Origin of the sequence: Bradyrhizobium sp. 192 (assembly GCF_023100965.1) — a bacterium.
GTDB classification, from domain to species: Bacteria; Pseudomonadota; Alphaproteobacteria; order Rhizobiales; family Xanthobacteraceae; genus Bradyrhizobium; species Bradyrhizobium symbiodeficiens.
On the sequence record NZ_CP064690.1, the window covers coordinates 1976450 to 1990020 of the forward strand.

6 protein-coding genes and 4 pseudogenes are annotated in these 13571 nt (G+C 60.1%); 6 read left to right on the forward strand and 4 right to left on the reverse strand.

The window, feature by feature from the left end:
* Positions 1-921: 921 nt before the first annotated feature.
* The gene (locus IVB24_RS09025) at positions 922-2214 is read right to left on the reverse strand and encodes an MFS transporter (RefSeq protein ID WP_247772690.1); all 1293 of its coding nucleotides are present in this window, start codon (positions 2212-2214) and stop codon (positions 922-924) included.
* A 595-nt stretch (positions 2215-2809) separates the two neighbouring features.
* On the reverse strand, positions 2810-3781 hold the full coding sequence (locus IVB24_RS09030) for a cyclase family protein (protein WP_247772691.1): 972 nt from the start codon (positions 3779-3781) through the stop codon (positions 2810-2812).
* 927 nt (positions 3782-4708) lie between these two features.
* Between IVB24_RS09030 and IVB24_RS09035 the strand changes: the two are divergent.
* The 4 genes and pseudogenes from IVB24_RS09035 (at position 4709) to IVB24_RS09050 (ending at position 9765) form a co-directional block, all read left to right on the forward strand.
* Positions 4709-6054: pseudogene (locus IVB24_RS09035) on the forward strand (IS5 family transposase).
* Positions 6055-6496: 442 nt separating this feature from the next.
* Positions 6497-6883: a hypothetical protein gene (locus IVB24_RS09040; protein WP_247772692.1), complete on the forward strand. Its 387-nt coding sequence runs from the start codon at positions 6497-6499 to the stop codon at positions 6881-6883.
* Positions 6884-7535: 652 nt separating this feature from the next.
* Positions 7536-7706, forward strand: a complete 171-nt coding sequence (locus IVB24_RS09045) for a hypothetical protein (RefSeq protein ID WP_247293539.1) — start codon at positions 7536-7538, stop codon at positions 7704-7706.
* Complete coding sequence (locus IVB24_RS09050; RefSeq protein ID WP_247772693.1) at positions 7696-9765, forward strand: recombinase family protein; 2070 nt, start codon at positions 7696-7698, stop codon at positions 9763-9765. Before IVB24_RS09045 ends, IVB24_RS09050 begins: the two co-directional genes overlap by 11 nt.
* Positions 9766-9788: 23 nt before the next feature.
* On the opposite strand, the pseudogene IVB24_RS09055 reads toward IVB24_RS09050, so the two are convergent.
* Positions 9789-10586: pseudogene (locus IVB24_RS09055) on the reverse strand (IS3 family transposase); the annotation flags it as partial.
* 315 nt (positions 10587-10901) lie between these two features.
* Between IVB24_RS09055 and IVB24_RS09065 the strand changes: the two are divergent.
* A pseudogene (locus IVB24_RS09065) lies at positions 10902-12186 on the forward strand (IS110 family transposase).
* Between the two features lie 2 nt (positions 12187-12188).
* On the opposite strand, the pseudogene IVB24_RS09070 reads toward IVB24_RS09065, so the two are convergent.
* A pseudogene (locus IVB24_RS09070) lies at positions 12189-12446 on the reverse strand (transposase); the annotation flags it as partial.
* Between the two features lie 730 nt (positions 12447-13176).
* Between IVB24_RS09070 and tnpB the strand changes: the two are divergent.
* Positions 13177-13542: an IS66 family insertion sequence element accessory protein TnpB gene (tnpB, locus tag IVB24_RS09075; RefSeq protein ID WP_247772695.1), complete on the forward strand. Its 366-nt coding sequence runs from the start codon at positions 13177-13179 to the stop codon at positions 13540-13542.
* The last annotated feature ends 29 nt before the right edge of the window (positions 13543-13571 follow it).

Below are 13571 nucleotides of genomic sequence, written 5' to 3' on the forward strand. Positions count from 1 at the left end.
CTTTCTTAACTCATCTTGACGAGCGGCCAGGCGCTATCCTTGAGCGGTCGGAACACCTGATCGACGGGGATCACTTCCTGTAGCGTATATCTACCATTCGCCCTTCGGCCGACGGCTGTCTTGACCTCATACACACAGAGGTCATGCACCACGAGTGCGTCCTCGCGGATCCTGCCGCCTCGCCAAAATCATTGACTTTCTATCCGCCTATGAGCCTAATTTTAGAACGAAAGAACGGCTGCGGTCGCACGATTCCACCGCGATTACCAGCTATTTGCAGTCTTCCGCGTTCAGCGCATATGTGCTTGCGTTGGTCAGCCCGGAGATCAATTGACTTTTTACAGTCGATCTCGGCCCCGCAACTGCCACCAAAGGTGGCTCAGGAGCGAGCGATAGTGGTTTGCCGCGCTTGTATCCCAACCGTCCGTTTTCTATCGCTATCGGACAGGCATTAGCCATCTTTGTTGCCAAACGAGAGCTTGGACTGTAGCGCGAGTGTGGATCGTCACAACCTGATATGCGTGGAAACAGTAGGGGTGGCCTCAGGCAGGGGATGGCATGTTTGATGTCGTGCGATTTGTTCCAACCGTCTCTCAAGCGCAGTCTGTCCAGAATTGGCTCAATTTCTACGTGGCGGTCCTTGGACGATCGGCGGAGCCACGATCGCGGCCGACGCCGCGGCGAGCATCATTGTCGTGAGCAGTCTAATTACCTTAGGTGGACCGAGGAGATGTTAGCCGCCAACGCGGCGATGCGGAAGGGCATCAGCAATCCGGAGGCATGGCTAACGTTGTTGATCCCAGTTCTCATTCTAGCGTCTACTGCAGTCACTCCATAGGCCAAAGTAGCGTATCATCAAACCCTGTCGTGCCGAGCAAAGTTGCGGAATTCGTCGAGATGGCGCCGACAAAGCCCGCAGCGCTAAAGCGAAGGTTCCTTGTTGATCTCTTCGGTCCTGAGGCGGCTGCCGACATTGCGCAACGTTGGACTGAGACAAGCATAGGCGAGCAGGCCAGCGAGCACAACGGACTCTAGGATAAACGGACCGGGAGCGAAAAGCTCGTACAGCCTCACCGCGAACGGCGCGAATAGCACATTCACGCCGTTGACCGCGCCGATAGCTCCGGCCACGCGCGCCTGCTCTTTCATCGGAACGGAAAGGGACGCACCTACGATGAAGGCCGGTCGGCCCAAGGCAAAACCGAGGCTAGAAAGGGCATAGCCGATGATGGCGATGGAGTAGTCCGGCGAGATGGCGACCAAGATGCTGCCGAGCGATGCCAATCCGGCACCCCATCGCAGAAGCGCTTTCGGGGTCATGCGAAACAGTGGGATTAGGCCCCAGAGCGCAAGCAAACTCGCCAGCGCCCCGCCGACCATCGCAATTTCGATATGACCTTGGGCTATGCGCAGCACGGTTGGGGATGGGAGCTCAGGTAGCGCTTTGCTCGCTTTGTCGATGATCAGGAAACCCAGGGTCTGGGTCAGCGCATTCTGGCAGACTAAGAGCAGGAAGCCGTAAGCGATGAACGGCGCAAAGTTGGAGCGGAGCCACAGGGGTTTGCCTACCGCTTTATCAGTCCGGAGCGGTGGCTTCGTCGCCAAGACCGGCGATTCATCTAGATAGCGCGCGACAACGATCAGCATTGTTGTGGCAATCAGCGCGAACGCGTACAGCGGTCCTGCGAACCCAAAGACGCCAATGATGAAGAGTGGCGCCACCACCGGGCCAACGACGGTACCAAGGCTGGATGCCCCAGCGAGGCTCGACATCATCCGCGTGCGGTCGGCGGGACAGGTGCGCTCCGCGATATAAGTTTGACTCGCCGGGGTGGTGGCCGAGCCGAAGAGGCCAAAGATCGCGCGGCAGACCAGGAAAAATCCGAAAATGATCGTGGGACTTGCAGAGTGAGCCAGGCCGGCGCTTACCACCAGACCACAGAGCACCATGGAAACCGCAAATCCAGCTAGACCAACTATCATGAGCGGCTTACGACCCCGCTTATCCAATTCACGAGCCCAGAGCGGTGACGCCACGGCCCATAACAGGGAGGAGAGCGAGAAAATGGCGGCCACCATCGAGTCTGCGATGCCAATCGAGCGCCCTATCGCCGGAAGCACTGACTGCAACCCAGTGTTACCAATCGCGGTAGTCATCGAAAGACAGAAGATGATGACGAAGGAGCGACGCGAAAGCCTGGGCATACCGGACATGTGGCTTCTTGCAAATATAGCTCGCGGCTGGAACTTAACCCCCCGCTCGCCGAAGATGTAATCATCTGCCGTACCCCCAGGTCCCGTGAATTGACGAGGGCAAGGCAACGCAAGCGCACCTTATTACGAACTCCGAGGCCGGATTGATTTACGATAAGCCGTCCTTGCAGAAGTTCGGCATGATAATTGGAAATCAGATGAAACTCTGCGTAACTCATCCGACCTCATCACAGATTGGGCAATGTCGGATTCGCGGGGCATCTTGAGCGATTTCCGAAGGTCTCCGGCATCTCTTCCGTAGCCGCTGCTGTCATCCAGAGCTCGATATCAATGATAGAGATCTTCCTTTGAGGAACATTTCCTTGTGGACCTTATTTTCGACGGGGTTCCCCTCCCCTGGCGGTGAGACCCGAGGCTGTCACTGCTAGTCTCGTCAAGAGCTCCGGTTCGCGTTTCCACATTGCCCTTATAAAGCTGCGAACGGTTCGCGCCGAAGGTCGAGCCATGCAGCTCCGCAAAAAATGCATCCTTGATTGCGACTTGAACGCAAACTGGTGAGCGTACCTGCGAAGTGCCGCCCAGCTCTTAAGCGGGACTATTTCAGCGCGTGCGGGTTGACGGGCGAGCCAAAGCCGCCGGTAATTTCCAACGGTGGGGCAGCAAGCAGGAAGCTGTAGCGTCTGTCGGCGGCGCAATCGGCGGCCAGCGCCTCGAGATTGAACATCTCGCCCAGCGGCATGCCCATGTCGCGCAGCGCCAGCATATGGAAGGCGAGCGGCATTTCCGAACCCATCCCATCGGCGTCTAATATCTCCACGGCCATATTGTCGGCAGCTACGGCAGCCAGCGATTTGTCATAAGCCCACTCGGCGCAGGTGTAACTGAGGCCCGGTTGCATCCCCATAAACCCGTCGCGGTCCCCGTCGGCCGTGAACCAAAGCATGTGGCCGGTGTGCACCAAGAGGATGTCGCCGGCACCGACGCTTACGCCTTGCTTCTCGCATGCGGCGTTCAGATCATCGACCGTGATCGCGTAGTCGAGCGGCAGCCGTTCGACTCCCTTTAGCCGTGCAATATCGACGAGCACGCCGCGCGAAACGATGCCGGGGGTTGCCAGATGGTTGATGCCCATCTTCAGCGCGCCATTTTCCGTGAGGCATTCGCGCGCCTTGCATCCATTGTAAAGGCGACCGCCGTAGTGGACGTGGCCGAGCGCGTCCCATTGCGTTGAACATTGCAGGGGCATATGGATGACGTCATCGGAGTAGCAGACTCCTTGCGCGCGAGGGCCCATCGGAGTGAAAAGGTCTGTCGCGTAGACCATAGGATTGAACCGCTTGTGTCCCAGCTGCGGCCCATTCCGATCAAACCTCAGACCGAGGTTGAAGAGCTTGCCATCCCGCACTTCGGCAGCCGCATTCTTCAGCGTTTCTGGCCCGATATGGTTAAGAGTGCCCCGCTGGTCCGCTTCGCCCCACCGGCCCCAGTTGCGCAGCCTATCGGCAAGATGGTCAAAATTGATTGGCCGCATTGCGCGCTCCATTTCGAGATGGTTGACGGGCTTCAAAACGATCCGATTCGGGCCTGTTTATTTCTTCTCCAATCGCAAACTGTCTTCCTTCAGCGGTGTAGGATCCGTTCATAAACCTCTGTTTCTTTCCGACTGCCCGCCATACCGACGGCCTGAGCCCGGCTCATATTCTTCGGCCCATCTTCATGCTTCGCGAGCATATTATCGCCTTACCAAATCGAGGCTGCCGAAATCAGTTGGTCCGGCGCCGAAGTTCTGCGTCAGCCCCGCCATTCGCAGTTCCTTGTTCGATCGAGGGCTCGACCATCGGCATCTGCTTCAGCAACTTTGGAGATGTGGTTCTAGAGCTTTGGGAAGCTTTGGGATGGGGCGGCCATATCGGTGAGGCGAAAATGATTGGCATTGTAGTCCCCGTTCATGCGCCTCGGCAGGCATCAAATCGCGGATCGACAGCTAATCGCAGGATTAATCGGTTGAATCAACCGGCCTGTGGAAATCGAGGTGCGAACCTCCCGCATCAGCTCCTCGGAGAAGGTCAGGAACACATTCTACTTCCGCATCGTCGGAAACTGCTCGGCTGGGGAGGACAGCGGTTGGTATTTCGCTGCCGATCGAATGTCATTCGCTAATCAAGTCTGATGCGTGCCCATGATGTGCAGTGCGCACCTGATGATTGCAGGATTTATCACTCGACCGCCGATTTTTGGAGAAATTCTGCGCTGAGGTGCGCGCTATTCTTATTGATCATTCAAAGGGCTGGCATGTCGCTAGTTGCGACGACCCGGTGGTGTAACTAGTCGTCCGTGAACAAGGTTCTAAGCGATTGAGCAGGAGTCTCTTTTTCGGATTCGAGGCGGTTTGAGATTGCAGGGAATGGGAGGTTGAAGCCGCCAAACCCTGCAATTTCGCTTTTGGATTCCCTTTCCCTGCGGACCATGATTCTGTGGTGCATCGGAGGGAACGATGCGGCCGAAGAAGCACAGGACGACGGGATCGAACGATCTGTTCCGGGCGCGGCTGGACCAGATCATCAACATGAAGCACGAGTTGGTTCTGCTTGCCGGCAAGATCGATTGGGACTGGATCGACGGCGAGATCGCGCCGCTCTACAGCGAGAACGGCCGGCCGGGGATCGAGACCCGCTTCATGATCGGGCTGTTGTTGCTCAAGCATATCTACGGGCTGTCCGATGAGGGGTGTGCGAGCGCTGGGTCCACGACCCTTATTTCCAGTCCTTCACCGGCGAAGAGTTTTTCCAGCACGCTTTCCCGCACGAACGCTCGGACCTGAGCCATTGGCGCAAGCGGCTCGGCGACAAGCTGGAGCTGCTGCTGGCCGAGAGCCTGCGGGTGGCGCACGAAGCCGGCGCCTTACGCAGCCAGGACCTCAAGCGCGTCACGGTCGACACCACGGTGCAGCCGAAGGCCATCACTTTCCCGACCGACGCCAAGCTGCTTCATGCGGCCATCAAGGGCCTCAACCGCCTGGCGAGAAGGCACAGCGTCAGGCTCCGGCAATCCTATTCTCGCGTGGCCAAGGCCGCTGCGATGATGGCGGGCCGCTACGCCCATGCCAAACAGTTCGGGCGGCATCAGCGGCAGTTGCGTATCCTGCGCAGCCGGCTGGGCCGGATCATCCGCGACATCCGTCGCAAGATCGAGGGCCAGCCAGCCCTCGAGGAGGCATTCGCCCTTCCGCTTGGCCGAGCCAGCCAGATCCGCTCCCAGCGGCAGCGCCAGCGCGGCTGGAAGCTCTATTCCTTTCATGCCCCGGAGGTGGAGTGCATCGGCAAAGGCAAGGCCTCAGCCCCTTACGAGTTCGGCGTGAAGGCCTCCATCGTCACCAACAATCGCCGAGCTCCCGGCGGCCTGTTCGTACTGCATGCCAGCTCGCTGCCCGAAAATCCCTACGACGGTCACACCTTGCGGAACGTCATCGACCGGACCGAGACGCTCACCGGATGTCCGATCGAGCGGGCCTATGTCGACAAGGGATACCGCGGCCACGATGCTCAAAATCCACGTCGCGTCTTCATCTCCGGCCAAAAGCGCGGCGTCTTCGGCGTCATCAAGCGCGAGCTGCGCCGCCGCTCCGCCATCGAGCCCATCATCGGCCACATGAAGACCGGAGGTCACCTCGGTCGCTGCTACCTCAAAGGCCGTGCCGGAGACGCCGCCAACGTCATCCTCTCAGCCGTCGGCCACAACTTCCGCCGCATCCTAGGCTGGCTCAGAGAACTCTTGTGCCTGTTCCTGGTCCGACTATGCCGCGTGCTGGCCGGTCCAGCCCCGCTCAATTCGCCTTCTTAACGGACGACTAACTAGTGCATGCGGAGAGGAGGGCAATAAGATGAACAACCTCAGCTCGAGCAAAGTAAATTCCGACTCACTTCGCAGCGGCCGAAGCAGGCGTTTTACGGGCGCCCGTGGGGATCTTGCTCCTCGATGGGACGGGTAGCAACGACGCGTTCGATCGCCCCTTTATTCCCGGCAGCGTCGGCAATGCCAGCACTTGGAGTGTACCCGTTCGCTACAAATCCGTCCACGGCCTCTCCTTCACCAAGCTTGTCACACCCGAGGCCGACCATTACGCATTCGCCGCAGTTCATGCGGCCGTCGAACTCGTGCGTGAGGGCGCACGAATGATTACGGCTCATTGCGGGTTCATGATCCGATATCAAGACGCTATCCGCGCTGCAGTCGACGTGCCTGTGCTCTTTCTCCTCTTCTTCTTGTTCCATTTCTCGGACAGATGCTTCCGCACGACAAAGCGCTCGGCATTATCACGGCAAAAGCGTCTTCGTTGACTCCAGAGGTGTTAAAGGCGACCGGGGTGCCCGCCAGCTTCGAGCGTCTGGTCATAGCTGGCCTCGAGGATGGCCCACGTTTTGCCGCGGCTTTTCTTACCTACAGCCATGACCTCGACGTCGGCGCCGTCGTAAAGGAAACTCTTGATGCCGCAGTCTCTCTCGTCAACAACCACCGCAACGTCGGGATGCTGCTCTTCGAGTGTTCAGAGTTGCCGCCGTATGCGGCTGCGGTTCAGCGAGCCACGAGTATTCCGGTCTTCGACTTTACCTCGATGGTCGAGTTTGTCGTCGGCAGCTTGATACGACAATCATTCATCGGACTAGACTAAGTTTGATGAGACGTGATTGTACATCACGCAGATAGTCTCTGGCATACTTCCTCTTCGGGTTCGGGGCATAGAGAGCTGGTCCCGCTTGTCTGAACAGAATCTCCGCCTCGATAAGTGGAGCTTCTGCCGGGGTTAGTTAGGCCGCCAAGCGAAATGGCGGCTGGTTGAAGTAGGCTTGATCCGGTGTGGCGTCGTCAAGGCTTTGGTGCGGCCGGCGGCCGTTGTACAACGACGTTTGAGAACGCCCACAGGACCGTTCTTCGCGAGGTTCTTTATCGGCATCATCCTTGGTTTGGGCGCCGAGTTTGCGTTCATGGGGCCATCGACAAGGCCGACGATGTCGTTTTTCGCTGCACCCTGGACGGATCGCAAGCAGACCGTTGGCTGGAAGTTCCCGCATGGATGTTCGACCGGACGGCATGCCATGACGCCGGGTTTCTGACAGCTCAGCCGCTTGTTAGGATCGATGCACTTGCGGCGCTTTCTGCGCTTCTCGATGTAGCGTTGAAGGATCGAACGCCATCAGCTGCCCCGCTTTCTGGCGCATCCAGAGGCTCTCACGGCCAGAATCGGGGAGCGACTCATGTCAAGCCAGACGGCAATGCCAGGGAGCGGATACCGACACAATCAACGACCGCGGCCGCAGCAGCAGATGGATCTGTTCGGGAGCGGCCTGTCGAACGGCGCCATCGGCGCGCCGGCATGGTCGGAGCTGCCGGCGGAAGCGCAGGCGGCCCTTATGAGTCTGATGACGCAGTTGATCCTCGACCATGCTGCGACGACGGCGACGCCGCGCGCGAAGGAGGTCGGTCATGATTTCTGATAAGGTCAGGCCTCATCATCTCGAGCGCAAGGCGCTTCTTTACGTGCGTCAATCCTCAGCGCATCAGGTGTTGCACAATCGCGAGAGCAGTGCGTTGCAGTACGCCATGCGGGACCGCCTGACGGCGCTCGGGTGGTCAGAGATTGAAGTGATCGATGATGATCTCGGTCGTTCAGCCGCCGGCGGGGTACAACGCGCCGGTTTCGAGCGGATGGTAGCGGAGGTTTGCCTCGGTAAGGTTGGCGCGGTTTGCGCCCGCGAGGTCTCGCGCTTCGCTCGCAACAGCCGGGATTGGCAGCAACTCATCGAGATGTGTCGTGTGGTCGATACCGTCCTGGTCGATCAGGAGACGATCTATGCACCGAGGCACGGTAACGACCGCCTGCTGCTCGGGCTCAAGGGCAGCCTCAACGAGTACGAGCTGGATCTGTTGCGTCAGCGCTCGCTCTCGGCCCGCTACGAGAAGGCGCGCCGGGGCGAGTTAATCGTGGTGGCGCCCGTCGGCTTCGTGAAGGCCGGGGACCGTTATGAGAAGGATCCGGATCGGCGTGTCCAGGAAGCGATCAAGCTGGTGTTCGACAAGGTCGAGGAACTGGGCAGCGCGCGACAGGCGCTCTGCTGGCTTCACGAGTACAATCTCGATCTGCCGGTGAAGGAGACCAACGGCGATACGGCCTGGCGGCGACCGAGCTACTCCGCCATCCACCGGATCATTGAGAACCCGGTCTACGGCGGCGCCTATGCCTATGGTAAGACGGCTGTGGCGGCGGGATACAGCGCCGCGGGCGTGAGCGTGAAGATCCACCGCAAGGCACGGAACGAATGGCTGGCGCTGAAGCCCAACACCCACGAAGGATATGTGAGTTGGGAGAGATTTGAGGCGATCCGCACGATGGTCAGCAGCAACGTTCCCACGGGTCGGCATCACGGCGCGCCCAAGCATGGTGACGGGCTGCTGGCCGGTCTGATCCGGTGCAAGCGCTGCGGCCGCAAGCTCACGCTCCGGTACTCCGGCATGAAGCACCATATCCCTCGCTACAGCTGCAGCCGCGCCTGGATGGATAATGGCGGCCCTCACTGCATCGGCTTCGGCGGATTGCGGGCCGATGATGCGATCGAGGAAGCACTGCTGGGTGTCGTCGGCCCGGGGGCTATTGCCGCTGCAACCGCTGCCGCTAAGGAAGCCGGAGAACGGCGGGATCAGGTGCGCGAAGCGCTCAGTCGCGACCTCGAAGCGGCGCGCTATGCCGCCGACCGGGCCTTCCGGCAATACGATGCCGCTGACCCCGCGAACCGGCTGGTGGCCAGCGAGCTTGAAGCGCGCTGGAACAGGGCGCTCGCTCACGCGGCGGAGGTCGAGGGCAAGATCGCAATGCATGAGGCGGCGACGCCCGCCCCCATTGCCGATCCAGCTTCGCTCGGCGTTCTAGCCTCGAACCTCAAAGCGGTCTGGGATGCGCCGACGACGGATGCTCGCCTCAAGAAGCGCGTTGTGCGCACCCTCATCCATGAGGTCGTGGCCGATATCGACGATGCGGCCTCCGAGATCGTCCTCATCGTCCACTGGGTCGGCGGCGTTCACAGCGAGATACGCCTGCCCAAGCGCCGGCGCGGGCAGCGTAACAGCACCTCCGCCAACATCATCGAGGCTGTGCGCCGACTGGTGCTGATCGCCAGCGACGATCTGATTGCCGGCCTCCTCAACCGCAACGGCCTCAAGACGGGCAACGGCAATCGCTGGACCCGCGAGCGCGTCACATCAATGCGCTCGAACTATCGCACCCCGGTGTTCAAGCCCGCGGAGGACGGGATAGAGCCTTGGCTCAATCTCAGCAAAGCCGCGCAGCTTCTCAAGATCGCGCCCAAGACGCTCCGGCTGGCAGCGGAGGCCGGCGAGATCGAGGCCATCCATCCCTTATCTGATGGCCCTTGGATCTTCGCCCGCGCCGCACTCACAACATCCGCTGCACAAGCCATTGCCGAACGGGCGCGGCTGAACCCAAAATACCCCACGGGATCGAATCCCAATCAGCAAAGTCTTTTCTCTTCAACAACATAGACAGATGGGTGTTCTGATGCGCGGTTGTAGAAGTCGAGGTATCGGCCGATCGAGGCGCGGGCCTCGCTGACGTTGTTGTAGGCTCTCAGGTATACCTCCTCGTATTTGACGCTGCGCCACAACCGCTCGACGAACACGTTGTCGCGCCAGGCGCCCTTGCCATCCATGCTGATGGCAATGCCGTTGCTGGCGAGCAGGCCGGTAAAGTCCGTGCCGGTGAACTGCGAGCCTTGATCGGTGTTGAATATCTCCGGCTTCCCATGACGTGCCAGAGCATCCTCGAGCGTCTCGACGCAGAAGGCTGCCTCCATGGTGATCGACAGCCGCCATGACAGAACCCGGCGGGTCGCCCAGTCCAGCACCACAGCGAGATAGACGAAGCCGCGCGCCATCGGGATGTACGTGATGTCCATGGCCCAGACGTGGTTAGGTCGCGTAATTTCCAGGTTGCGCAGCAGATACGGATAGATCTTGTGGCCGGGTTCGGGCTTCGTGGTGCGCGGCCGGCGATAGAGCGCCTCTATCCCCATCCGCCGCATCAGCGTCTTCACATGCCGGCGGCCGATCTTGCACCCCTCGACAGCCAGCAGGCCTCTCAACATCCGCGAACCGGCGAAGGGAAACTCCAGATGCAGCCGGTCGAGACGCCGCATGATCGCGAGATCGGCCTCCGGCACCGGCCGCGGCAGGTAATAAATGCTGCCGCGGCTGATCTGCAGTACCTCCGCCTGACTGGTGATCGACAGCTCGTGCTCACGGTCGATCATCGCTTTGCGCTCAGCAATCCCGCCTTGGTGAGCGCTCCTTCTAAAAAACTGGTCTCAGCGCTGCTCGCTCCCTGTGGGATAGAAACGCATTGCCGCTAGACTGCGGCCGGAAGGGAGCGGCCGATATGATTTTGGTGGCATGTGACCCCGCTAAAAAACCTGGTCCATGGGCTGTTGCGTACGTGAGAGTGGTGACGCCGTCCCGGCGATCCCGTTTAGGAATATGAATAAATTGCGCAGCCCAGCCCTTCCGCCGTGTCAGCAGGAGGATTGGAGATGAACCGCAACAAATCGAAATCCAGGGCCGACCGCACGATGCCCATGGTGCACCCGAACGCGGCTGCCATCGACATTGGCGCGACCATGCACATGGCTGCCGTCAGGGCAGATCGCGCACCTGAGCCAGTACGCAGCTTTGGTACCTTCACGGCTGATCTGCATCGGCTGGTCGACTGGTTTACAGAATGCGGCGTCGAGACCGTCGTCATGGAATCGACCAGTGTCTACTGGATCCCGATTTTCGAGCTTCTCGATGCACGGGGGTTCACTGTGTTTCTTGTCAACGAGCGCGATGCCAAGCACGTGCCGGGGCAAGACCGATGTCAGCGACGCGCAGTGGCTGCAGCGGCTCCATTCGTTCGGGTTGCTGCGAGCCAGCTTTCGACCCAAAGGGCAGATTGCCGAACTGCGAGCTTACGTGCGTCAGCGGGAGCGTCTGCTGGAGTACGCGGCTTCACACATCCAGCATATGCAGAAAGCATTGACTGAGATGAATCTTCAACTCCACCACGTTGTGGCCGACATCACCGGTGCGACCGGCCTGGGCATCATTCGCGCGATCCTTGCCGGCGAGCGCGATCCTGAGGCGCTGGCGTGCTTACGCCATTACAGCTGCCACTCCAGCGCCGAGACGATCGCGAAGGCACTCACCGGTAGCTACCGTGCCGAGCATCTGTTTGCGCTCGATCAGGCACTCGCCCTTTACGACGCCTATCGCGAGAAGGCATCTGCCTGCGATGTCCGGATCGAAGCTGTGTTGAAGGAACTCAGCACCCACAGGGGTCGTGATCATGGATCAGTACCGCCAGTCTCGCGGCGTCGGAACAGAACCGATCAGGCGAACGCTCTAGCTTTCGACGTGCGGGCGGCGCTGTTCGTATTGCTCGGAAAGGACGTCACCACCATCGACGGCCTCGGTCCTTACCTTTCGCTGAAGTTGATCGCGGAATGCGGCGACGACCTTACCTCATGGCCAAGTGCAAAGCATTTTACTTCCTGGCTGGGATTGGCGCCGAGCAATAAGGTCTCCGGAGGCAAACTGCTCTCGTCACGAACGCGCCGGTCCGGCGGTCGGGCCGCAGCTCTTCTGCGCCTTGCTGCCGTAACCGTCGGACGCACCGACACCGCGCTCGGCGCCTTTTACAGGCGCCTCTCGTCCCGCATCGGCAAGGCCAAGGCGGTGACCGCCACGGCCCGCAAGATCGCAGTCCTGTTCTACAACGCGGTGCGACACGGAATGGAGTATGTCGATCCGGGGGCCTCATCCTACGAGACGCGCTACCGCACGCGAGTGATCAACAATTTGCACCGACGTGCCGAGACATTCGGCTTTGTTCTGCAGCCCTTGGAACCAGGAGCTGGTGCCGTTTCTTAGGAATCGTTCTCCAGCGTCAGCTCGCCGATCTTGGCGTGCAGCGACTTCACATCGATCGCTGGAATCTCCGGCGCTCCGCCTCCCGATCCGAAAACCTCCGAAGCGCTGCCCTTAAGCTGTGACTTCCACGCCGTGATCTGATTGGGGTGGACGTCGAAATGCTCGGCCAGCTGGGCTATCGTCCGATCGCCCTTGAGGGCCGCCAGTGCCACCTTCGCCTTGAAGGCCGGTGTGCGGTTCCGGCGCGGTCGTCTGCTCATGATCTCTCCTGTTCACGGCGATTATCGCCGCCTTCAGGCAGAAACTCCACTTATCGACCTGTTCAATTTTGCGGAGCCGGCTCTCTTCTATCTTGGCCTAGTGGCTCTGCACAGTGATTTTGACAGGCTGGGTCCGGCGGCCAGATTAGCTCGGGCAGGAGTTTCGGATCAATGAGGACCTCGATGCTGCGAGGCGTCCTTGGCTGCCGTCTGATGAGGCCGGCGCGTTCCAGCGTAAGCGCGAACCTGATACCGTGCTTCAGAATTCGAATGAACGTGCTGAAGAAGCCTCCGGCTTTGGACGGAGGTGTGGGACGGGATTGGACAGCAAAAAGGACGTCCATTGGACGGCTCATCGGGAGGGCCGGGGAGCCGGCTGGAAGTGCTTGAAGGACCGTCGGGACGCCGCGTGCGTTCGGAGGCTGAGAGAGCTCGGATCGTCGCCGAGAGTCTGCTATCCGGTGCCCAGGTGTCCAAGGTAGCGCGCAAGCACGGAGCGACGCGCTGGCAGATTTACGATTGCGACGACGCTTTCGACAGCGAGGCATGTTGGCGCCGTGCGAGGCGTCGCAGTCGACATTCGCGCCGCTGGTTGTGGAAAGCGCGTTGGAGGAGGTCACGTTCCGGCGATCAAGCTTGAGATCGCCATCGGCGATGTCGTGCCGCGGACGGACACAGCCATAGATGGCGAGCAGCTGTCCCGGGTGACCCGCGCAGTGCGAGCGTCACGATGATCGCGCCCGGTGCTGATCTGAAGATTTACGTGGCGACGCGGCCGATTGACTTCCGCTATGGCCATGATGGACTTGCTGCGAAGGTGCAGGAGATGCTTCGTCTCGCTCCGTTCAGCGGGGCAGTCTTCGTGTTCCGATCGAAACGAGCGGACCGGATCAAGATTTTGGTCTGGGATCGAACGTGCCTGGTGCTGGTGCACAAGCGCCTCGAAGGCTGCAACTTTGTTTGGCCAACGATCGCAGACGGCGTGATGCGCATATCGCCGGCGATGTTCGCTGACCTGTTCGAGGGGGGATTGGAGGTTGGTCCGCCCGCAAGAAGCGCGGCGTCCCCAGGCGGCTGGATAACTGCGGCAGAGTGACCCGGGAGCTATTTTGAACGTGGCACGCG

Bases quoted from the DNA above. Each gene is read 5' to 3' on its own strand.
- IVB24_RS09025 (WP_247772690.1), bottom strand. From the start codon at position 2,214: ATGTCCGGTATGCCCAGGCTTTCGCGTCGCTCCTTCGTCATCATCTTC.
- IVB24_RS09040 (WP_247772692.1), top strand. From the start codon at position 6,497: ATGCTTCCGCACGACAAAGCGCTCGGCATTATCACGGCAAAAGCGTCT.
- IVB24_RS09045 (WP_247293539.1), top strand. From the start codon at position 7,536: ATGGATCTGTTCGGGAGCGGCCTGTCGAACGGCGCCATCGGCGCGCCG.
- IVB24_RS09050 (WP_247772693.1), top strand. From the start codon at position 7,696: ATGATTTCTGATAAGGTCAGGCCTCATCATCTCGAGCGCAAGGCGCTT.
- tnpB (WP_247772695.1), top strand. From the start codon at position 13,177: ATGATCGCGCCCGGTGCTGATCTGAAGATTTACGTGGCGACGCGGCCG.